At 60.3% G+C, this 20,512-nt stretch carries 19 protein-coding genes and 1 tRNA gene; 13 read left to right on the plus strand and 7 right to left on the minus strand.

All coding sequences use genetic code 11. The annotated features are described in order from the left end of the window. Window positions 1-112: 112 nt before the first annotated feature. The 6 genes from BW995_RS16705 to BW995_RS16730 all read left to right on the plus strand — a co-directional run bounded on the left by BW995_RS16705 (window position 113) and on the right by BW995_RS16730 (window position 4,429). Entirely contained in the window at window positions 113-955 is an 843-nt protein-coding gene (locus BW995_RS16705; RefSeq protein WP_245821511.1) for a hypothetical protein, read from the plus strand. 25 nt (window positions 956-980) lie between these two features. Continuing rightward, entirely contained in the window at window positions 981-1,376 is a 396-nt protein-coding gene (locus tag BW995_RS16710) for a GIY-YIG nuclease family protein (protein WP_245821512.1), read from the plus strand. A gap of 39 nt (window positions 1,377-1,415) precedes the next feature. Continuing rightward, complete coding sequence (gene phnX, locus BW995_RS16715) at window positions 1,416-2,246, plus strand: phosphonoacetaldehyde hydrolase (RefSeq protein WP_076401537.1); 831 nt, start codon at window positions 1,416-1,418, stop codon at window positions 2,244-2,246. A 133-nt stretch (window positions 2,247-2,379) separates the two neighbouring features. After that, window positions 2,380-2,453 (plus strand) — tRNA-Gly (locus BW995_RS16720). A gap of 119 nt (window positions 2,454-2,572) precedes the next feature. Beyond that, entirely contained in the window at window positions 2,573-3,556 is a 984-nt protein-coding gene (locus tag BW995_RS16725) for a site-specific integrase (RefSeq protein WP_076401538.1), read from the plus strand. Between the two features lie 90 nt (window positions 3,557-3,646). Next, window positions 3,647-4,429 (plus strand): hypothetical protein, encoded by a 783-nt coding sequence (locus BW995_RS16730; RefSeq protein WP_076401539.1) that lies wholly within the window; start codon window positions 3,647-3,649, stop codon window positions 4,427-4,429. A 285-nt stretch (window positions 4,430-4,714) separates the two neighbouring features. On the opposite strand, the gene BW995_RS16735 is transcribed toward BW995_RS16730, so the two are convergent. Then, on the minus strand, window positions 4,715-5,305 hold the full coding sequence (locus tag BW995_RS16735) for a recombinase family protein (RefSeq protein WP_076401540.1): 591 nt from the start codon (window positions 5,303-5,305) through the stop codon (window positions 4,715-4,717). Between the two features lie 152 nt (window positions 5,306-5,457). Between BW995_RS16735 and BW995_RS20840 the strand changes: the two genes are divergently transcribed. After that, window positions 5,458-5,625, plus strand: a complete 168-nt coding sequence (locus BW995_RS20840; protein ID WP_175617109.1) for a hypothetical protein — start codon at window positions 5,458-5,460, stop codon at window positions 5,623-5,625. Between the two features lie 25 nt (window positions 5,626-5,650). Here the strand turns inward: BW995_RS20840 and BW995_RS16740 are convergent, their stop codons facing one another. The 4 genes from BW995_RS16740 to BW995_RS16755 form a co-directional block, all read right to left on the minus strand. Next, complete coding sequence (locus BW995_RS16740) at window positions 5,651-5,908, minus strand: hypothetical protein (RefSeq protein WP_076401541.1); 258 nt, start codon at window positions 5,906-5,908, stop codon at window positions 5,651-5,653. A 16-nt stretch (window positions 5,909-5,924) separates the two neighbouring features. Further along, window positions 5,925-6,437, minus strand: a complete 513-nt coding sequence (locus BW995_RS16745; protein WP_076401542.1) for a hypothetical protein — start codon at window positions 6,435-6,437, stop codon at window positions 5,925-5,927. Between the two features lie 373 nt (window positions 6,438-6,810). Beyond that, complete coding sequence (locus BW995_RS16750; protein ID WP_076401543.1) at window positions 6,811-7,542, minus strand: hypothetical protein; 732 nt, start codon at window positions 7,540-7,542, stop codon at window positions 6,811-6,813. 2 nt (window positions 7,543-7,544) lie between these two features. After that, complete coding sequence (locus BW995_RS16755) at window positions 7,545-7,823, minus strand: hypothetical protein (protein ID WP_076401544.1); 279 nt, start codon at window positions 7,821-7,823, stop codon at window positions 7,545-7,547. A gap of 136 nt (window positions 7,824-7,959) precedes the next feature. On the opposite strand from BW995_RS16755, the gene BW995_RS16760 reads away from it, so the two are divergent. The 6 genes from BW995_RS16760 to BW995_RS16785 all read left to right on the plus strand — a co-directional run bounded on the left by BW995_RS16760 (window position 7,960) and on the right by BW995_RS16785 (window position 15,447). Continuing rightward, window positions 7,960-8,679 (plus strand): hypothetical protein, encoded by a 720-nt coding sequence (locus BW995_RS16760; protein ID WP_076401545.1) that lies wholly within the window; start codon window positions 7,960-7,962, stop codon window positions 8,677-8,679. 481 nt (window positions 8,680-9,160) lie between these two features. Next, window positions 9,161-9,673, plus strand: a complete 513-nt coding sequence (locus BW995_RS16765; RefSeq protein ID WP_076401546.1) for an RNA polymerase sigma factor — start codon at window positions 9,161-9,163, stop codon at window positions 9,671-9,673. Beyond that, window positions 9,670-10,641, plus strand: coding sequence for a FecR family protein (locus BW995_RS16770; RefSeq protein WP_076401547.1), 972 nt, complete (start codon window positions 9,670-9,672; stop codon window positions 10,639-10,641). Before BW995_RS16765 ends, BW995_RS16770 begins: the two co-directional genes overlap by 4 nt. A 288-nt stretch (window positions 10,642-10,929) precedes the next feature. After that, window positions 10,930-13,374, plus strand: coding sequence for a TonB-dependent siderophore receptor (locus tag BW995_RS16775; RefSeq protein WP_084194937.1), 2,445 nt, complete (start codon window positions 10,930-10,932; stop codon window positions 13,372-13,374). Between the two features lie 13 nt (window positions 13,375-13,387). After that, window positions 13,388-13,693 carry a hypothetical protein gene (locus BW995_RS16780; RefSeq protein ID WP_076401548.1) on the plus strand — a complete coding sequence of 102 codons (306 nt, stop codon included), beginning with the start codon at window positions 13,388-13,390 and terminating at the stop codon, window positions 13,691-13,693. Further along, a complete protein-coding gene (locus BW995_RS16785) occupies window positions 13,690-15,447 on the plus strand; it encodes a PepSY-associated TM helix domain-containing protein (protein ID WP_076401549.1) in 1,758 nt (585 codons plus the stop codon). The genes BW995_RS16780 and BW995_RS16785 overlap by 4 nt, the downstream gene beginning before the upstream one ends. A gap of 23 nt (window positions 15,448-15,470) precedes the next feature. Here BW995_RS16785 and BW995_RS16790 read toward each other — a convergent pair whose 3' ends face one another. After that, window positions 15,471-16,499: a response regulator gene (locus tag BW995_RS16790; RefSeq protein WP_076401550.1), complete on the minus strand. Its 1,029-nt coding sequence runs from the start codon at window positions 16,497-16,499 to the stop codon at window positions 15,471-15,473. Between the two features lie 62 nt (window positions 16,500-16,561). After that, window positions 16,562-20,476 carry a response regulator gene (locus tag BW995_RS16795; protein ID WP_076401551.1) on the minus strand — a complete coding sequence of 1,305 codons (3,915 nt, stop codon included), beginning with the start codon at window positions 20,474-20,476 and terminating at the stop codon, window positions 16,562-16,564. Between the last annotated feature and the right edge of the window lie 36 nt (window positions 20,477-20,512).

Raw genomic sequence — 20,512 nt, forward strand, 5'->3', positions numbered from 1 at the left:
GTCTGCGCGAGCGGCTTTTCATGGCTGGCGGGGCAGGGTATATCTGGCTGCTGACATTCTTTTGACCGCCCCCTCCTCTTGTCTTGACCGCCCCAATGGAGCGTTTTTTCCCGTGAACAGTCCTTCTGACCACATCCCGTCTGCCCCTGCGCCGGATTCCCTGTCGGCTTCGGCATCGTCCCTGCGGGCGGTGATTTCCTACATTTCTGCCCGCGACGAGCGGGTCAACCCGCTGAGCGTGATCAACCGGGCGGAACCGGACGAGCCGGTGTTTGTGCTGCGTGCCCGTGACATGGTGGCGACGGCGGCCATTGAATGGTGGCTGTGGTGTGCCCGCAATCGTGGCGTTCCCGACGACAAGCTGGCGCGGGCCGAGCTGCAGCGGCGGGCGGCCGATCTGTGGATCGAAAAGCGCCTGCCGACGCAATCGGGGCAGGAAACGGGCAAGGCGGTGGTGCGGTCGGCCCGGCAGGAACGGGACGAGCCGGACAGCGTGCTGAACCATGCCCACCCCGACGAGCCGGTGTTCGTGATCGTGGCCTCGGACGCGGTGGCGGTGGAAGTGGTCGAGTTCTGGGCCTTCATGGCCCAACGCCACGGCGCCCCGGACAGCAAGGTGCAGGCGGCGATGGAAGTCGCCAAGGCGATGGCCCGCTGGAGCCACAAGCGGGTGGTCGGCACCGGCAGCCGTCCGCAGCGGGCGGCGCCCGGAGCGGCAGCGCCCGAGGTGCAGCGCCCGGTTCACCGCACCCATATGCGGCTGGTGTGCCTGGAATGCGGTCACAGCGAAAAGGTCGGCGAGCCGCCGTTTGATGCCGAGCTGTTGGCATCGGTGCGCGAAGCCACCGATGGCGCCTGTCCGGCCTGTGGAGCGGCTCCGTCGGTGGACCCGGTCAGCGGTCTGTCCCGGCGGGTGCTGACGACCGAAATGGTGGCCCCTGACAGCGCCCCGTAAGACTGACGAGACCCTGTGGACGGCGGTGGCGGATGACCTGCCGCCGCTGCCGGGGGCCTATGCGGTTCAGATAACCCTGACATCCTTGTGCCTGTTACCGCCCCGGTTTGGCGGGAAGGCTGTGGATGCCGGGGTTTATCTGTATCTGGGCAGTGCCTATGGCGGTGGTGGCATCCGCGCCCGCTGTCGCCGTCATCTCTCGCCGCACAAGACCTTGCGCTGGCATGTGGACTGGTTGACGTCGCAGGCTGACCATCTGGCGGTGCGGGCATTCCCCGGATTGCGGGAATGCGCGCTGGTGGCGGCGGTCGTCGCGGCGGGCGGGCAGGTGCCGGTTCCCGGCTTTGGCAGTTCGGACTGCCAGACCTGTGCAAGTCATCTGCTGTCCCGTCCGTCCGGCGTGATATATTGGCCATCGTGACGGGCGTCGTTGTGCATCGACTGTATCAGGGGCGTGATCATGCTGACCGAAGTGCGGGCTGTGGTGTTTGATTGGGCCGGAACCCTGATTGATCAGGGGGCCTGTGCCCCGGTTGCGGCGTTGATGGCAGTGTTCGCCCGCGAAGGCGTCGCCGTCGCTCCCGCCGAGGCGCGGTTGCCGATGGGGGTTGGCAAGCGTGAGCATGTCGAGGGGCTGCTGGGCTTGCCCGGCGTGGCCGCCCGCTGGTACGCCGCCAAGGGCAAGGCTCCGACCCGTGCCGATATTGATCGATTGTATGCGGCGCTGGAGCCTGCGCTGATGGCGGCCTTGCCGGACCATCTTGACCTGATCGACGGAGCCGCCGCCCTGCTGCGGGATTTGCGGCGCTGGGGCATTCAGGCCGGATCGACCACCGGCTATTCCCGCCGCGCGATGGAGTCGGTACTGGACGCCGCCGCCCGGCAAGGGCTGGAAGTGCAGGCGGTGGTCTGCGCCGGAGACACCCCGCAAGGCCGTCCCCATGGCGACCAGCTGGCCGAAGTCCTGCGGCGGCTGTCGATCGACGAACCGCACCGCTGCGTCAAGGTTGACGACACCGCCAGCGGCATCGCCGAGGGGGCCGCCTGTGGTCTGTGGACGGTGGCGGTGACCCTGTCGGGCAATGCGGCGGGGCTGGACCGGGCCGCTGTGCGGGCTGCGTCGTCTGACCTGCTGCTGTCCTGCCGCCGTCAGGCCGCTGTACAGTTCGAGGCCTGCAACCCCGACTACATCATTGATTCCGTCGCCGACCTGCTGCCGGTCCTCGAAGATATCGCCCACCGGCTGACCCACGGAGAACGCCCTGTTTCTGTTCGGGAAATGACTGGCTGAGGGGAAAATCCTTGATGAGCCAAGAAACTGCTTGCCAAGCTGCTGGCCCCTCAGTATAAGCATCCCACTTCGCGCAACATGCGCCACACCGGTTCCCCCGAGGTATCGCCTCCGCGCTGAACCGGCACCCTGAGCGGGTGTAGCTCAATGGTAGAGCAGAAGCTTCCCAAGCTTACGACGAGGGTTCGATTCCCTTCACCCGCTCCAACCTCTTCTCATAACGTTTTCAATACGTTAGAGAGACAACCCCTCTGGCGCTAAGCTCCCAAAACCTCCTGAATCAGCCGCTTTGTCACAGTTTTGGCACAGCGAGGCTCGATTCAACCTTGGCAAGCATCAGAAAACGCTCGGGAAATTGGCAGGCTCAAGTTCGCCGCGCCGATCAAAAAACGATCTCGCGCACATTCACCAAGAAGGCTGATGCGGTTGCTTGGGCGCGCTCTAAAGACGCTGAACTCGATGTTGCCGACGAGCCTGCGCATGTGGTCGAACTGGCGACCACGACGCTTGCCGACCTGATTGAACGGTATCGGGACACGGTGACGCCCACCAAGAAGAGCGCCTATCAGGAGAGGTATCGGCTGAACCGCTTGCTGCGGCACCCCGTCTGTAAGCTCACCCTCGACCGCCTCACCACGGGTGCCTTTGCCCGTTACCGTGATGAAAGGCTTCAAAGCGTTGGCTCTCAACAGGTTCGACACGACCTCAATGCCTTCGCCATTGTCTTACGAGCCGCTCGGCTCGACTGGGACGTACCGCTGCTCACCATTCCCCTTGATGCAGTAAGGAAGCCAAAGATACCTCCCGGTCGTGATCGCCGTTTACTCGACGGCGAATACGAGGCGCTGCATGAAGCTGCCCTGGTAGGAGAAACGCCCTACATCTGGGACGTGATCGATTTCGCGATTCAAACAGCCATGCGGCAAAGCGAGATTCTTGGGCTGCTGTGGCACCGTATTGATACGGAGCGTCGGATCGCGCATTTCCCTGATACCAAAAACGGGTTCGCGCGTGATGTGCCTCTCACCAGTAAAGCCGCTGGTATCCTGATTGAACATGGGGCTGATGGGTTAGCTCGTCCGTTTCCATATACTGTCCGCATGGTTCAGTGGGCGTGGCGGCGAACGCTCCAACGCGCAGGCATCGGTGACCTTCATTTTCACGACTTGCGCCACGAAGGTATCAGCCGCCTCTTCGAGAAGGGCTTATCAATACCTGAGGTCGCGGTAGTGAGCGGGCATCGTGATTTCCGCATGCTGGCTCGATATACCCACTTGCGAGCTATCGATGTCGGGAGAAAGTTGGAATGACGGCATCGCACTGCGGAATCGGCAGTCTATTGACTACGGTTCTGTGTGGATCGTAATGTCGCGACTGCACATCCAAAAGTGGTCGAGATAATGGCTGATATTGCGGTCGGTGGCGGCTTTTTGAAGCCTGTTTGGGACTGGCTTCAAAAGAAAGCCTTTCTTGAAACGTTTCTCTGGTCGCAGGAACGCTATCTAGAGTGGAAGCAGATAGGTCGCCGTTGGGGCTCCATTGGGAATCTACTTGAGTATTCCCTGCGCCTTGAGAACGATGTTGTTCCACAAGAAAGGGTGCCGTTAACTAAAATTATCTTTAAGAAACATCCTGATTGCGCCGCCGATGAGTTCTTGATCATGATCGAGGGGCGTCGCGGAAAAGCCAAATTTCAGGAACGAATTATCATTAAGGGGATGGATGATTCCCCCTATTATTTTGTTCTTCCAAACATCCCTCTAATGTGGGTGACGGTTGATGAGGAGGGACTCCTCTATCGGTCCCTTGATGATGTGAGGGTGATGGTTGAGGAGGCAAAAGAAAATGGTCGGGTAATCGCCACAAACAAAAAGGGCGAAATTCACAACCCAACGGCAGTAGACCTGCTGAATGATGATTGGGTCGAAAAATGGGGAAAGTGGTGGAACTTGCGGGAGATACAGCACTGCAAACGCCATATGAAGGCTGTGTTCCAGTACAAACTTGTCACGGTTTACCGTTATCCACGTTCAGACGAACCAGCGGGAAACAGGACGGGTAGGTTGTTCAAGCTGTTGTGTGGGTTGGCGGCATTTTCATGCCTGAAACATATGACTGCCCCCATATTTTGGGTTTCCGTTTGGATCGGAAAAAGGCGTCTATGGGAGGAGGAGCGAGATTAAGGTTTTGGGAGCTTAGCGCCCGAGAGGTTGTCTCTCTAACGTATTGAAAACGTTATGAGAAGCGGTTGGAGCGGGTGAAGGGAAGCGAACCCTTGTCGTAAACTTGGGAAGAGGGGCTTTTGCCCCAACAACCAACCAAACACTCGTGAAATCAGTCGCTTACGGACGCACGCAGAAGATGTTTTTGTCACTCGCGCTGACATCCGTGCGCCAAGGTTCTGGCCGAAACCCCTACGCTGTCAACCATCATAAGCCCTGAAAGCTTACGCCCTACCCGTGGGCGGTCTACGCCACCATCTGCGCCTTGATCTTGGAAACCATGCCCGTGCTGATGCCGACCGCTTTGGCGGTGGCGCGGACGCTGCTTCCCGATGCTAAGAGGCGCTTCACCTTCTCCACGGTGATGGGCGGTGTGGGTGGGCGATCGAGACGTTTGGTTCCACGAACGCGGTTCAAACCGCTGATCACTCTGGACCTGATCAGTGAACGCTCAAAATCGCTAAAAACCGACAACATACCGAACATGGCGCGCCCAGTCGGGGTGCTGGTGTCCAAACCCTGCTGATGCAGGTACAGGTCCACGCCGCGATCACGCATGTCGTCTAGCAGGATCACCAGATCGCGCAGTGACCGTCCCAGACGGTCCACCGACCATGCGGCGACCAGATCGAAATCCTTGCGGGCGATGCCCTTCAGGAGCTTGTCGAAGCCAGGACGTTGGTCACGCCCTTTGGCACCGCTGATACCTTCGTCGGCAATGACGGCGATCACGTTCCAGCCGAGCCGTGATGCGACCTCATGGAGTTCGCGAACTTGGTTCTCGACGGTCTGCGAATCCGTGGACACACGGGCATAGAAGGCGACGCGCTTGGACATGGGGGCTGGCTCCCAGGTGAGCCATCATTTTAGCGGCTGCGAACAGTCTGGCCAAGTCGGCGCGGAAAAATAGCTCGGTATTTTGACAGGATTACGCTTGCATTGTACAATACACTAACATTTTCACTTATTGATAAAGGGATATTGTTGCCGTGTATGATGTGAAGGTATCTATTTCAAGGGCGAACGACGCGTTTTTGTGGCTGAAAGCCAATGGCATTGACTACAACCATTCCCGCTTCAATGCGGGCGATGATTACGGAACTATCTATTTTGATGACCGTGGCGACGCCATTCACTTCAGGCTGGCGTGGGGCTAAACACCCCCACACCAGCTTGGGCTGATTACCAAACCCCCGCACCCGCCCCCAGCACGCAGCACAGCAGATCAGGCAGCGCCCTATTGGGGTCGGCCTGATATTTAGCCAACCCCAAGGCTTCGGAGAGAACCGCATCCGCATCGGCGCAGGTTTGGGCGATCACCACGGGCGCGTAGCAGAAGAACTTGGCTTCGACAAGGGCATCCTCATGGTTATCGGCGTCGAGTTCCCGCCACTCCCAACTGCCGTTCCGTTCGGAAAATGCGATGAATGGGCATGGCAAACCGCTTCGCCCCCCCCTATCGCTTTGACTGGCAAGCGGGCGGCAGCATGTTGATGTCGTGCTGAGCGTTCATATCAACGACACCAGAAATTTCCTTCGGCACGTTGATGTTGATGTGGGCGGATGTCGCCGCCCGCATGAGGTCTTGGTTGCTCTCCATGTACTTGCACATGAAGAGCTTCATGCCTTCATCGCACCCTTTCGCATCTCCGCGCGCACATGCCCCATAGGCTTTGTCGTAGGCGGCAAGGCTCTCTTTGGTGTGCTGGCGAGAATCATCGAGATATTGGGAAAAGCCGATGATGGTGAGGACGAACGCCACGGCACCGAGAGCCGCATCAAGGACCACCGCTTGACCATAGGCAACGATGGCGACGGCGGCACTGAATGCTCCGACGATGATAGACAAACCAGTTGTCCAACCATCGGAAATCCATCCCGAAATCCCGAAATAGGTTAGGACCAGAAACACGACCAACGCCAAGACGCCCCGAAACCCGAGCAAATCCCACCAGTCCCGCAAGCTCACAATGCACCTCCCTCGGTAGATGTCGCACGATACCACTGAAGACTGAAAATTACTCCAGCGGCATGCCATGCCGATAGCGCACCGCCCATCCACAAATCATCTGATTCGTGGACACGCGATTCCGTGTGGCGCAGATGACGGAAATCTGCGGGGTTTGGGCAACGGGAATCGCGGGGGTTTTATGGACGCGGCATGAGGTGCCGTTGTGCGTCCTGGCGCAGTAATGTCACCAAACCCTTATATAATAGTGATTTGGTGACACCCGCCCCTATCGGTCCGTGGGCGAGATGCTGCTCTGGTCAGGCTGGTCCGAGAAGTTCCGCTGCGGAAGTTCTCAGGCGATCCCGATCACGGTCGAGCTTGAGACTGCGGATCACGGACCAACATTGGGAGGCGAAGTGCCGTTTCCGTCCTGCCGAATCTCGGGGATACAAATTTGTTTGATGCGTTCAAAAGCCGCATCCACGGCGGGCAAGATAGGGTCAGGCTTGCCGCGCCCTTCCCACATGTCGGCTTGCAGTTCACGATAAAAATTTTTCTCCCCTTCATCTCGGCCTGACGAGACATTTTCATACGCAAGCATCGAAAGCGAGCCGTGAACCTTGATAATTGCCATTCTAAATTCAACAAAAGGCTTTGTGTCATCAAAAATGGCTTCAAATATATGCTCTAATTCATCAAGCCTCTGCCATTTTGGTGCTTCCTCCTTCATGATCTCAAGCTTGAGCCTTGCCGTTCCGCTAACTCCGCTATACTTATCTATATCTTCTATCTTGAAGGAACTCATCGGGGATCGAATGCGCCTTAGGCTGGCGTAAGCCTTGTTGAAGGCCACGAACGTATCTTGAGCCACGTCGAACCGAAGCTTGCGGTTTTGCTCTCGCCTAGCAAAATCAAGACGCTTCTCTTCAATTCTGGACGGCAGAAAGATCGACCCAACCAGAGTGACGAGAAAGATTCCAATCGTACCAATGCCATTAAGGAAGTTACCCCATCCACCCAACGAAGTCGCTTCCAGGTGCTCTACGAGGGCTATAATCAAGCCAGCGGAAAGAGTGCCTATACATGCAATACCGACCAACAAAAGAGTTTTCAAGAAGGTCATTACTATATTCCGATGATGGAAGAATGACTGTTCCAAATGGTCTTGTCGGATTTTCCGACAAACGAGATCGAGCCATTTGCATTGCGTTTCGGCACGATCCGATCTCGGATCAGCACGTCACCGATCTCACTGGGTGACGCTTTGAGCAGCACTTCCTTCCCGAGCAGGAGGACGCCCGCGTAGACATTTCTCACGGCGGACAGCACGCGCCGCTCATCATCGGAGCCGAAATCCTCAATGCCAATCTGGATTGACGCGATGGCGTTCTTGTAGATGCTCACTTGTTCCTCTTGAGCTTTGGAATGAACAGCGCCGCGCACCTGCGCATGGGGAGATATCAGTCTTCTGCCACACGCAAGGGTGTGGCAAGCTGCATCCTCTACGGCCCAGAGTTAAATGCCAAATGTGGGTAGCGATATGAGTTTGGAAGCGATCAACCGCGCCTTCGACCGACATTTCAAAGTGTACCAAGACGAAGATCGCGGGTTTTACGAAGCCCTTCATGCCATCTGCAACCACATGCCACATCATCGCGACCTGTCGTCGGCGCTCGCCAAGGTCGCGATCATCGGAGAGATGTACCGAACCCGTGCGCGGGCGGCTATCCAGCGTAACGAGATACAGGATGATGGTGACGGCAATCTCTGGCGCGTGATGGCGGCGCATTTCGTCGCCCAGCATGTTTGCGTCGATGGCATTCTCGATAATCTGCGCAGACTACAAGAGCCTCGTAGACCGGTGGATTATGTTGCTATTGCGCGTGGGGTGCTGGCGTTGGAAGACTGCGCCCAGCAGGTGGCCAAGATTTCGAAAAAGGGTGTGCCGCACTCGCTGCTCGTATTTGCATCGAAATACGCTCAAGCCCATGCTCCATCCGTGATCGTCATTGATCGCATTGCAGAAGATGCAGCTTGGGGTTTTGCGCCCCATTTGATGAATGAAGATGCATTATGGTCCACCCCCGTGGGGGAGGCTCTCAACGGGCTGTGGGTTAAGAATGACATCACCAACAATCGTTACCTCAACTACCTCTCGAGATTTTCTGTGGTGTACGATCATTACAGGGCGAGGCACGGTGATGCCGTCACAACGAAATCTGTCGATTACATCCTATACAAACATGGCCCCCTCGCATAAATGGGAAAACACCCCGGCAGGCAGATGATCTCGCGCAATGAAAGTTCGCTGCACCTTTCTGTCCATCAAAGCCATTACTGCTAACAAATTGCTGGCATTGACGGACGTAGTACGGGCAGGTGCGCTTGATGCAGGGATCGTGGTTCGAGCGGTTCGTGTCCGCTCTACAGTGAGAAAACTGAGCTTGCTTGGGTCGTTACGGCTTTATGCGAACATCAGGAAATTGGGTAACGCCATGATACCCATACGCTCGAAGATGGCATTCAGCCCGAATTCGGCAAGGTGAGGTGGCCCCATCCCTTTGGACAGATTGGCGGCTCGAATAAGCTAATCCCGTTTGGTGAGCATGCTGCTAGGAGGATGAGCGGGCCATCTCCCCCGGTAATCCCCCTACAAATCGTTTGCACCCTTGCAATTGCAAGTCATTCTTACTATCGTCACCCCAAATCCAGTAAACCGTCTTGATCCGGGGTTCGGGGCCATGGGTGACTTTCTTGTCGAAGCACTGCATCTAAAGGAAAAAGACCGCCTGTGGCGGTTTTTCCTGCGCCGTTTGCAGGATCATCACGACGCGGCGGATGCGATTCAGGAAACCTTTTTGCGCCTGCTGACCGTGCGGCCCCGGACGGTGATTGCCAATCCCCAGGCCTATCTGGTGCAGGTCGCCAAGTCGGTGGCCCATCGCACGATCACCCAGCGGATGGCCGAGCGCGGCTTGTTTTCGCACGATGCCGAGGCGGCGGCGCAGGTGAGTGATCCGCTGGCGGACCCGGAGCGTCTGGCGGCGGATCGGCAGATGTTGCTGCGGCTGGCGGCGTTGATTCAGGATTTGCCGCCGCGCTGTCAGGAGGTGTTCATCCTCAGCCGCCTGCATGGCCTGCCCAATGGCGAGATTGCGGCGCTGTTGGGGATTTCGCGCAACATGGTGGAAAAGCACATCATGCGCGCCCTGCTGACCTGCCGGGCGGTGCGTGCCGAGGGGGATGGGGCATGAGCCAGCCACCCTCTGACATCGACGAACAGGCGGCCCTGTGGGTGGCGCGGCTGCAATCGGCGGATGCCTCGGCGGCGGATCGGGTGGCGTGCGAGCGGTGGTGTGCGCAGCATCCGGCGCATCGGGTGGCCTATGACAGCCTGCGCGGCCTGTGGGGCGACATGGGCGCGGTTCCGCTCCCCGAGGGGCACTTGCGCAGTCTGCGCCGCCGTCAGGACCGGCGCCTGGTGGTTCAGGGGGCGGGTGGGGCGCTGTTGGGGCTGGCGGTGCTGGCCGTTGCCGTGCTGCAAGGGCCGCGCTGGCTCGATCGCTGGCAGGCGGATTATCTGACCGAGGTCGGGCAGGTGGTGCAGGTGACCTTGCCCGATGGTTCCCGCGCCACCCTCAACAGCGATACCGCCCTGCGGCTGGATTTTTCCGCCGGAGCGCGGCGGGTTGAGGTGCTGCGCGGGGAAGCCTTCTTTGAGGTCGAGCACGACCCGGCGCATCCGTTTATCGCCTCTGACGACCGCCTGACCGCCCGCGCGGTCGGAACCCGCTATGGCCTGCGCCATGGCGATGGGACAGAGGGCAGCGATGTCACCGTCGAACAGGGACGGGTGGCGGTCGGCCTGATGGGCGGGAACGACGGGGACATTGAACTCACCGCCGGGCAACAGGCGGTGGCTCCCCGTGCGGATCAACCGTCGTCGCATATCGTGGTGCAGACGGTGGATGCGGGGCGGGAAACATCGTGGCGGCAGGGGGTGCTGGTCTTCTCGCATCGCCCCTTGCGGGCGGTGCTCGACGATCTGGGCCGCTATCGCCGGGGGAAAATTGTCCTGCTGGACGATGAGATGGGCGCGTTGCCGGTCAGTGGAGTGTTTGACCTGCACGACGTTGACGGGGCACTGGCCTCCATCGCGCAACGGCTGCCGGTGCGGGTGACGGTGCTGGCCGACCGGCTGGTGCTGGTCAGGGCGCGTTAAGCTGCGTGCATTGTCCCCAAACCCTTCACTATCAAGTCAATGGGGTCCGGGGCCTCAAGGCCCCGGCGAGGTATGGAGCAGCGCTCCATGATCGTTTGGTTTTTCTATCGTGTACCACCGCTCCAAGCCGAAAAATGAAAAAAAATCACCCGGCGACGTCAGGAGATCAACGCCCCAACGCTCTATCCCGGTAAGAGCCCCGTGCCTCAGGCGTGAGAACGCAGACCTGAGCGCAACGGGACAGGGATAACAGGCCCCCGGCGAGGGGCGAGCGGTAAGGACCTGACGATGGGGAACGGCACAATGGCGGCGCAGCGGTGGCTGCGTGGAACGGCGGTTGGGGTGTGTGTGGCGCTGGTGCCCTCATGGGGCTGGGCACAATCGGCGACCAGCGCGACGCCGAGCGGACTTTCAGCCCCCGCAGCCACCAGAGCCTACGCCGTGCCCGCCGGGTCGCTGGAATCGGTGTTGCTGTCGTTGGGTCAGCAAGGCGGGCTGCAAATCTTTTACCCCAGCAGCCTGACCGATGGCTTGACCAGCAAGGGCGTGCAGGGAACGCTGTCGGCGGATCAGGCCCTGCAAGCGGCGTTGGCGGGCACCGGGCTGTCCTATCGCCAGCAGGCCGACGGCACGATCACCGTTTTTGAAACGCCTGCCGGGGGGCAGGGCAGTGGCACCCAACTGGCCCCGATCACGGTGGTGGGCAATACGGCGCAAAGCGCCAGCGGCCCGGTGGAGGGTTATGTTGCCACCCGTGCCACCACCGCCAGCAAGGCCGATATCCCCTTGAGCGAAACGCCGCGCTCGGTATCGGTGGTGACCGCTGACCTGATTCAGGATACCGGGGCCTCGTCGATGGCCGACAGTCTGGGCTATACCGCCTCGGTCCTCAGCCAGCCGAGCGGTTTCAGCCGTCTGGCCGATGACTTTATGGTGCGCGGCTTCAACATCGCCAGCGGCAACAGCGGGATGCTGCGCGACGGCATGAAGCTGCAATCCAACGTCTATGACGGCGGTCAGGAACCCTATGGACTGGAGCGGGTCGAGGTCCTGCGCGGGGCGGCTTCGGTGCTGTACGGGCAGATGGGGCCGGGCGGGCTGATCAACGCCGTCTCCAAAAAGCCGACCCTTGAGCCCCGGCACGAGGTGGCGCTGGAATGGGGATCGCATGAATGGAAACAGGCGGCCACCGACCACAGCGGAGCCATTGACCCGGACGGTGTGTGGTCCTATCGCCTGGTGGCCTTGAACCGCGAGGCCAACAGCGCGGTGAACCTCGTGCAAGATGATAAGCTGTATCTGGCTCCATCGGTGCGCTTTGCGCCCAATGAAGACTTTTCGCTGACCGTGCAGGCCAGCCATCAAGAGATCGACAGCCGCTTTGCGCCGCCGTTGCCGGTGGCCGGAACCCTGTCGGCGGCGACGGGGAATGGCCAGTTTTCCAGCTCCAGCTTTCTGGGCGACCCGGACTTTGACCGCTATGAGTCCACCGCCGACACCGTTGGCTACGCGCTGGACTGGGAATTTTCCGACGGCCTGACCCTGCGCCACAGCGGGCGATACTATGAATCGTCGGTTGACTGGGATTACATGCAGATCGGCGACTTTGTGGCTGCCAACACCATCGCCCGGCGGGCCAGCGTGCGCCACGAAGAGTCCTATGGCGTGACCTCTGACACCTCGGTGCAGGCCAAATTTGCCACCGGGCCGGTGGATCATACGCTGGTTGGCGGGGTGGATGTCTATCATTCCAGCTATGACAGCAACCGTTTCCGCAGTGGCGTTGGGCTGTTCAATGTCTCGACCCTGACCTATACCACGCTGCCCAACGTCAGTTACGCCGCCAACTTTGGCTCGCTGACCGAACAAACCCAGCTTGGGGTCTATGTTCAGGATCAGTTGAAGATTGATGATCACTGGATTGTGCTGCTGGGCGGGCGGCAGGACTGGGCCGACAGTTCGGTGGTCAGCTATCGCACCAATGCCCATAATGGCACGATGGACCAGGCGTTCAGCGGTAACGCTGGCCTGCTGTATCAGTTTGACTTTGGCCTGTCGCCCTATGTCAGCTACAGCCAGTCGTTTGCCCCCCAGTCGGGCACCGATGCGGCTGGCAATGCCTTTGACCCCACCCTTGGCGAGCAGGTCGAGGTCGGTGTTCACTATCAGCCGCCGGGGACGGAAACCATCGTCAGCGCCGCAGTGTACCGGCTGACGCAAACCAACAGCCTGACCACCGACCCGTCGAATTCGTCCTATTCGGTGCAGACCGGGGAAACCCGCTCGCAAGGGGTGGAGCTGGAAGCCCGCACCCAGTTGAACGATCTGGGGCTGGTGGCCAGCTATGCCTATACGGATGCACGCATCATCGACAGCAATACGGCGGGCGAGCCGGGGTCGCGGGTGTCGGGCGTGCCGCTGAACACCTTTGCCCTGTGGGCCGATTATCGCACCGACAGTCTGGGCATCAAGGGGCTGCGGGTCGGTGGCGGGGTGCGCTATCAGGATGCGGCCAATATCATCGGCACCACGGTGGATACCAAGAGCCGGGCGCTTTATGACGCCATGATCAGCTATGATCTGGCAACCCTGTCGCCGTCGCTGGACGGTGCGGTCTGGACCATCAACGCCCGCAACCTGCTGGATGAGAAATACGTCAACTGCGTGGCGGTCGATGGCTGCCGCTATGGTGATCCGCGCACCATCATCGGCAATGTCACCTATCGCTGGTAAGGGCGTGAGCGGGATGACGGCACCGGTGGAGCGGGTGGCGGTGCGCGGTCTGGCTGCCGTGGTTGGCGGCTGGCTGGCCACCAGCGGCTATGCGCAGGGGCTGGCGGTGAGTGCGGTGGCGCTGGGGGCGGCACCGTCCTCGGCGGCGATGGCCGTCACCCTGACCGCCTGTCTGGTCTATGGGCTGGCGCTGTTGTGGGCCTTTGCGGCTCGCAGCGTCTGGCGGGCGTGGGGCGGCGTGCTGGCGGTTTATGGCGCCGGACTGCTGCTGGCCCATGCGGTGCCGGTGGTTTCGGGATGGCTGGAGGCGAGCTTATGACCTCGGCGGCTCCTTCGCTCACCCGGGTGATGGCCTGGCTGCATGGCTGGCTGGGGGTGGTGGCTGGCTGGCTGCTGTTTGCGGTGTTCGTCACCGGGACACTGGCGGTTTACGACGATGAAATTGATGCCTGGATGCAGCCCGAGCGTCCGGCGCTACAGGCTTTGGCCCACCCGGAGCAGATTTCCATCGACCGGATCGCGGAAACCCTGCGCCGCGATCTGCCCGCCTCTGTCGATCAGTGGATCATCACCTTGCCCGGCGAGCGGCGGGATTTTGCCACGGCGGCATGGTTTACCCCGGACGGTCAGTTCCAGTTGCGCCAGATCAATCCGATCAGCGGAGACTGGCTTGAGTCCCGCCAAACGGCGGGCGGGGATTTCTTTTTCCGCTTTCATTATCGCCTGTCGATGCCGGGGGTGTTCGGCAAGGCACTGATTGCGCTGGTCTCGGTGGTGATGCTCGCCGCCTTGCTGGCGGGGATTGTCATTCACAAGCGTTTCTTCCGCGACATGGTGACCTTTCGCCCGCGCGCTGCCGAACGGCGGGTGTGGCTGGACGGGCATTTGCTGGTGGCGGTGCTGTTCCTGCCTTTTCACCTGCTGATCACCTATAGCGGTGTTGTGATGCTGTCGGATGCGGTCATGCCCAGCGGGGTGCAGGCGGCGTTTGCCGACAAGGGGGCGGGGTGGCGGGCGGGCTGGATGGCCGACCTGTATCCGCAAGGACCATTGCCCAGCCGGGCGGCGCTGGGCATTGCCGCTCCGCTGGTCCGTCTCGACCCGTTGCTGGCTGCTGCCCGGCAGGCCGATGGCGGTCGTGTGCCGCGTCTGGTGATCATCGAAAATCCCGGCGATCAGGCGGCATTGGTGCAGATTCATCAAAGCTGGGACGGCCAGATCAACCGCGATCCCCAGATCCGGGTCCATGACGGTGTGAGCGGGCAATTGTTGACACTGCGGGATCAACAGCGCGGGCTGCATCAGGCGTATACGGTGCTGGCGGGGCTGCACCGCATGGCGTTTGCCGATCCATGGCTGCGGGCGATGATGGCGCTGGGCGGGTTGGCCGGGGCGGTGATGATCGCCAGCGGCCTGATCCTGTTTGCTCGCAAGACCAGCCGCAGCCAGCCCGACGGCAGCCGCAGCGCCCGTTTTGTGGCACGGGGTAACGTGGGAGCGCTGGCCGGATTGGCGGTGGCGGTGCTGGCGTTCCTGTGGAGCAACCGCCTGGTGCCGGTGGACTTGCCCGCCCGCCCATGGGCCGAGGTCGGTATCTTTGCCGCCGTTTGGCTGTTGACGGTGGTGCATGGCTGTGTGATGCCGTCAGTGGGGCGAGCATGGCGGCAGCAAGGGGCGGTGTTTGTACTGTTGGCGCTGGGGCTGCCGGTGGTGGACGGGATCAGCAGGCGAACCGGGGAGCTGGGCGGGGAACTGGCTGTCTTGCCGCTGGTAGCGGTGGGGTTCGGGGCGGTGGTCTTGGCGGTGATGATTGGCTGGCGACCGTCGCGGCTTGCCGTGCGCACGGTGCAAAAGGGCAGTTCTCCCCCCTTCTCCGTCACCCTCAAGCGGCGTCTGTTTGTCCTGTGGGGCACTGGGGGAACAATGATCCTGACCGGCTGCCTGTCGGGCTGGCCTGCCGCTCAGGGGGTGATGCTGTGGTCTTTGGTGTTGCCCCTACTGGCAGTGGTGTGGGCGGTTGCCCTCGGCCTGTGGCGCAATCCGTTGAAACGAGGTACGGTGCACGACGCTTGAGGCCGGTGAGCGTGCAGCATCTGTTACCGCAGGTTCTGCTTCTGGTTGGGGCCTTCGCTGTCTCCTGTTGCTTCCCGTTGATCCCACAGGTGTTTGACCTCCAGAATGCGGGGGAGGATGGAGAGAAAGACCTCGATCATCTCCGGGTCAAAATGGCTTCCGGCGCTGTTCTCGATGGTTGAAACGGCACGATCAACTGGCCAGGCCTCCTTATAGGGCCGAACCATGGTCAGGGCATCGAACACATCGGCCAGAGCGACGATATGGGCCGCCCGGGGGATTTCTGTTCCGGCCAGTTTATGGGGATAGCCGCTGCCGTCCCACTTTTCATGGTGATACAGCGCGATTTCCGCCGCCAGCCGAAAGACCGGGGCATCGCTTTGGCTGAGGATGCGATAGCCGATCCGGGTGTGGGATTGCATCACCGCCCATTCGTCGCTGTCCAGCGGTCCGGGTTTGCGCAGGATGGATTCGGGAATACCGATCTTGCCGGTATCGTGCATCGGGGCCGCCAGTTCCATGGTGGCGCATTCGTGCGGGCCGTAGCCCATGGCTCCGGCGAGAATTTTTGCGTACGCCGCCATTCGCCAGATATGGACGCCGGTATCGGTGTCGTTGTAGTGGCCAGCGGTGCCCAGCATGAAGATGGAATCGCGATAGCTGCGTTCCAGTTGGGCCGCGCGGACCAGCGACAGGTGCGTGCGGACACGGGCCAGCACCACCGGCGGCGAGACCGGCTTGATGATGTAATCGACCGCCCCGACGGCAAAACCGGCGGTTTCGTCGCCTTCGGTCCCCATGCTGGTGACAAAAATGATCGGAATGTTTTCTGTCTGGGGATTGCTTTTCAGCAGTTTGCAGACGGTGTAGCCGTCCATGTCGGGCATCTGGACATCCAGCAGGATCAGGGCTGGTTGATGCCGTTCGACTGCCGCAAAGGCTTCGCTGCCGTTGCGGGCAAAGACCAGTGGGTATTTGCCGGACAGGACTTGGCGCAGAGCTGCCAGATTTTGCGGCTCGTCATCGACAATCAACAGGGGTCCATACGGCATTCAGGTCTCTCCGGTGCAAGTCCAATAGCGCGATAAAGGGTGTCCTGCTTCTTTTGGAGGTATCAATGCGTTGGGTATCGATCTGGTCCTGATATTGTGGATGACGGTCCAGTCCGGTCTTTTTCCTGCCGTTCGAGGGCAGACAGCAGGGCCTTGATCGCTGCCTCTGCACCCCGGAAATCGAAGTCATCCACACAGTGCCGAATGGGGGCGAGTTGGGCGGCGGACAGGTGAGGGGCCAAGGCGTCAAGGGTCGGCTCTACGACATCGGGGCTATCTCTTCGGCAGGCGGCCAGGGTGTATCCCAGAAGGCGAGAGAGCAATGGGAGGTCGTATTCTTCTGCCGGGCCACCTTCAATGGTAGCGGTTGGCTCATGTTCTCCCGCATAAGCATTTATCGCAATCCGGGCCGCGTCAACCGCCCATCGTAACCGGTGGCTCGCTTCGACACGATTTCCCTGATCCAGAATGGCCCGCTCCAGCCCTTCGGCTTCGCGGGCAACGCGCGGCAAGGCCAGATTCCCGGCCGTCCCCTTTATTTTATGCGCCAATCGGACAATGTCATCGTCTTCCATCCCGTCCAGCTCAGTCATCGTGATGCTGTACTCGCGAATGAAGCCGCGCAGGTATTTGCGGAAGACCGTTTCATCTTTCCACAGCATCATGCCTCGCCGGACATCAATGTCCATGGCGATCGCCGGGATCGCAGATGTGCCAACTGGCTGCCCCGGTTCCGGGCTGGCGTCTGATGGCGGAACAAGGCGGGGCTGGACCAGTCGGCCAACAACGGTGATCAGTTCATCGACATCGAACGGTTTGGCAACAAACGAGTCCATGCCCGCGGCATAGGCAGCCTCGCGGTGGACCTTAAAGGCCCCGGCGGTCAGGGCGATGATCGGAACATGGGCCAGACGGGGCATGGCACGGATATGGCGGGTTGCGGCATAACCGTCCATCACCGGCATCTGGACATCCATCAGGATGGCATCGAACAGTGTGTCCCGCCCCTGCAACACGGCCAACGCCATGTGGCCATCATCGGCGAGGGTGACGTCTGCGCCTTCGCTTTCCAGAATGCGTTTGGCGACCTCGCGGTTGATCTCGCTGTCGTCCACCACCAGAATGTCGACCCCGATCAATCGCCGGGGCGTGTCGCTGGTGATCAGGTCGCCGGGCAGCAGTCCCCGGCGGATTTTGGCTTCCTGCACGGCGTTATAAAGGCTGGAGCCGGTCACGGGTTTGCTGATCACCACATCGACGGCATCGACACCGGGCTGTTCCATCAACCGTTCCCGGTCAAAGGCGGTGGCCATGATGATGATCGGCAATTCGGTCGGGCCTTGATGGATCTGGCGCACTTTCCGGGCCGTGCTCAGGCCATCCAGGCCAGGCATGCGCCAGTCCAGCAGTAAAATGTCATAGGGGGGGGCGGTGTCTGCCTGTACCGCCTCCAGAACCTTGTCGCCGGATTCGACCACCTCGACCTGCCAGCCCATGCTGGCGGCGGTGTTGGCCAGCATGGCTCGGGCGGTTTCCTGATCGTCGGCGATCAGAATGGTTTGATGCAGCATTTGCGGCGATGAACTGTGGAGAGGGTTGCTGCTTTCAAATTCCAGCTCGAAAAAGAACTCGCTGCCTTTTCCCGGCTCGCTGTGTACCTGCAGGCTTCCGCCCATCAGTTCCACCAGCCGGCGGCTGATGCTCAGCCCCAGTCCGGTGCCGCCAAAGCTGCGGGTGGTGGTGCTGTCGGCCTGCGAAAATGCCTGAAAGATGGTGTCCTGTTTGTCTTTTGGAATGCCAATGCCGGTATCGCGGACGGCAAAGCGCAGGCGAACATTTTGTTCATCCTGCGGGGCATGCTTGGAATGGGTGATTTCCAGTGCCACTTCCCCCTGTTGGGTGAATTTGATGGCATTGCTGGTCAGGTTGATCAACACCTGCCCCAGTCGCAAGGGATCACCCTTGAGGAATTCGGCGCCCCGTGGTGACGGGCTGACAAGGACTTCGATCTGCTTGCTGCCGACCGCCGAGGACATGATTCCCGCCAGATTATCGAGCGTATCACTGAGGCGGAACGGAATGCTTTCAACGTCCAGCCGGTGAGCCTCGATCTTGGAGAAGTCGAGAATATCGTTGATCACCCCCAGCAACGAGCGTCCTGCCTCGTGAACTTTGTGGACCATGGTGCTGGCGACAGGGGCCAGATTCTGCTGTTCCAGCAGATAGCACAACCCGAGGATGGCGTTCATCGGGGTGCGTATCTCATGGCTCATGTTGGCGAGGAAATCCGATTTCGCCTGCGTGGCCTTTTCGGCCAGGTCGCGGGTGAGGCGGAGTTCCTCTTCCCGTTGTTTGCGGTCGGTGATGTCAGAGACAAAGGCAACATGGAAATGGCGCATGGCCGAGATTTCGGTGTGCCCCAGAGCCAGATAAGCCTCGAATGACTCGCCATTTTTCCGGCGGATCAGGATTTCCCAGTCCGGGCGCAGGTCCAGCCAGTCGGTTTTCAGTGCCAGCGGGCCGAGCGTCCCATCTGCTGCCCTGATCTGCGCTCCTTCCAGCAGCATGGCGACGTTTTGCCCTACAATGTCTTCGGCCGCCCAGCCGAACAGCTTTTCTGCGGCGGGATTGAAGTTGCGCACAAGGCCGCGTTCATCAATGGTGACGATCCCGCTGGGAGCCGAGCGGACGATGGCTTCGACCTCGATGGTGGCCACCATCACCCGATGGGCAAGGGTATCGCGATGATCCCGTAGTTCCATCTCGCGCTGGAGCACGGCGGATTTCATCGACTCAAAGGCTGAACGCAGAGCCAGCAGTTCAGCACCCTGGACCTCGGGCAGGGCCGTGTCATAGCGTCCGAGGGTGATGGCTTCGGCGGCTTCCTTCAATTGTTGTAACGGATGCAGGGCTTTCCGCACCACCCAGCCGATGAACAGCATGATGACGCCTGCCGCCGTGCTGATCAGGATCAGGGAAGAGCGGCGGCTGGCCTCAATCATTGGCTGAATGTGTGAATAGGGAAACTCGAACAGGACGATCAGATCATCGTCCTGTTCGCCCGGATTGATGTTCACCCGGGCTGCGGCAACCCGCTGTTCCTTAAGGGCCTGTATCGGAAGCACCGTGCCGCCATTGCCCAGAGCCGGGATATCAAGGTCGCGGAATTCATCGCTCAGGCGGTAGGGATGACCAAACTCAAAGCCAAAGGCCTTTTGCGGGTCGGGATGAGACAGGAAATCGAGATCGGGGTTCAGCACATAGCCTTGCAGATCACCGCGATATTTGGCCATCAAGGCCTGTGTCCATTGCCAGAATTCGGCATTGATCACCAGAATGCCGATCAGTTCGCCATCCTTGCTGATGACGGGCGTTGCCACCCGCACCATTGGGCGGGGAGGCATTTCAATCTGGTCGTGTTCACGATTGAGGGTGATCGGCGAGACATGGAACTGTCCGGCACGCAGGGTGATGGTTTCCCGGAAATAGTCGTTGTTGGCTTTACGTTGCAGATCGGCGGGTGGGGTGCGTGTTATTGTCCCGTTGCGCTGATCGACGCGGGCAATTTCCCGACCGCCATCGGCAATCCCGATCAGGCGAATCTGGCTATAGTCCTCGTGAGAGCGAATCAGGGCTTCAAAAATGGTGCTCAGGCGTCCCAACCATTCATCGGTGGTTTCGCCACGGATGGGGTCTACGCCGCCGTTGTGCAGGGTGCGGATGTACCCGGCGATCGGGGGAATGCCTCCCAGCATCACCAGATCATCGCGCATTCCCTTGAAGTGCTCTTCCAGCTGGACTTTGGCACTGCGGGTGGTCGAGGTCAGTTGTTGATCAAACAATTGACGCAGAACAGCTTCTTCACGCGAAACCGAAATCCCGCTGACGGTCAGGGCCATGGCGACCACCAGCGCAAACGTCCCCATCAGGATGAGGGTTTGCAGTTTGGCCGATTTGATCTTTTGACGCAGTCCCATCGTTGGCCTCTGCCCTGTTTTCAACAGAAAGGCATC

This window comes from Insolitispirillum peregrinum (genome assembly GCF_900156605.1).
Taxonomy (GTDB): Bacteria; Pseudomonadota; Alphaproteobacteria; order Rhodospirillales; family Rhodospirillaceae; genus Insolitispirillum; species Insolitispirillum peregrinum.

What these genes read in the sequence shown, in the direction of transcription:
- phnX (WP_076401537.1), top strand. Translation starts at nt 1,416, where the DNA reads ATGCTGACCGAAGTGCGGGCTGTGGTGTTTGATTGGGCCGGAACCCTG.
- BW995_RS16730 (WP_076401539.1), top strand. Translation starts at nt 3,647, where the DNA reads ATGGCTGATATTGCGGTCGGTGGCGGCTTTTTGAAGCCTGTTTGGGAC.
- BW995_RS16735 (WP_076401540.1), bottom strand. Translation starts at nt 5,305, where the DNA reads ATGTCCAAGCGCGTCGCCTTCTATGCCCGTGTGTCCACGGATTCGCAG.
- BW995_RS16750 (WP_076401543.1), bottom strand. Translation starts at nt 7,542, where the DNA reads ATGACCTTCTTGAAAACTCTTTTGTTGGTCGGTATTGCATGTATAGGC.
- BW995_RS16760 (WP_076401545.1), top strand. Translation starts at nt 7,960, where the DNA reads ATGAGTTTGGAAGCGATCAACCGCGCCTTCGACCGACATTTCAAAGTG.
- BW995_RS16765 (WP_076401546.1), top strand. Translation starts at nt 9,161, where the DNA reads ATGGGTGACTTTCTTGTCGAAGCACTGCATCTAAAGGAAAAAGACCGC.
- BW995_RS16770 (WP_076401547.1), top strand. Translation starts at nt 9,670, where the DNA reads ATGAGCCAGCCACCCTCTGACATCGACGAACAGGCGGCCCTGTGGGTG.
- BW995_RS16775 (WP_084194937.1), top strand. Translation starts at nt 10,930, where the DNA reads ATGGGGAACGGCACAATGGCGGCGCAGCGGTGGCTGCGTGGAACGGCG.
- BW995_RS16780 (WP_076401548.1), top strand. Translation starts at nt 13,388, where the DNA reads ATGACGGCACCGGTGGAGCGGGTGGCGGTGCGCGGTCTGGCTGCCGTG.
- BW995_RS16785 (WP_076401549.1), top strand. Translation starts at nt 13,690, where the DNA reads ATGACCTCGGCGGCTCCTTCGCTCACCCGGGTGATGGCCTGGCTGCAT.
- BW995_RS16790 (WP_076401550.1), bottom strand. Translation starts at nt 16,499, where the DNA reads ATGCCGTATGGACCCCTGTTGATTGTCGATGACGAGCCGCAAAATCTG.
- BW995_RS16795 (WP_076401551.1), bottom strand. Translation starts at nt 20,476, where the DNA reads ATGGGACTGCGTCAAAAGATCAAATCGGCCAAACTGCAAACCCTCATC.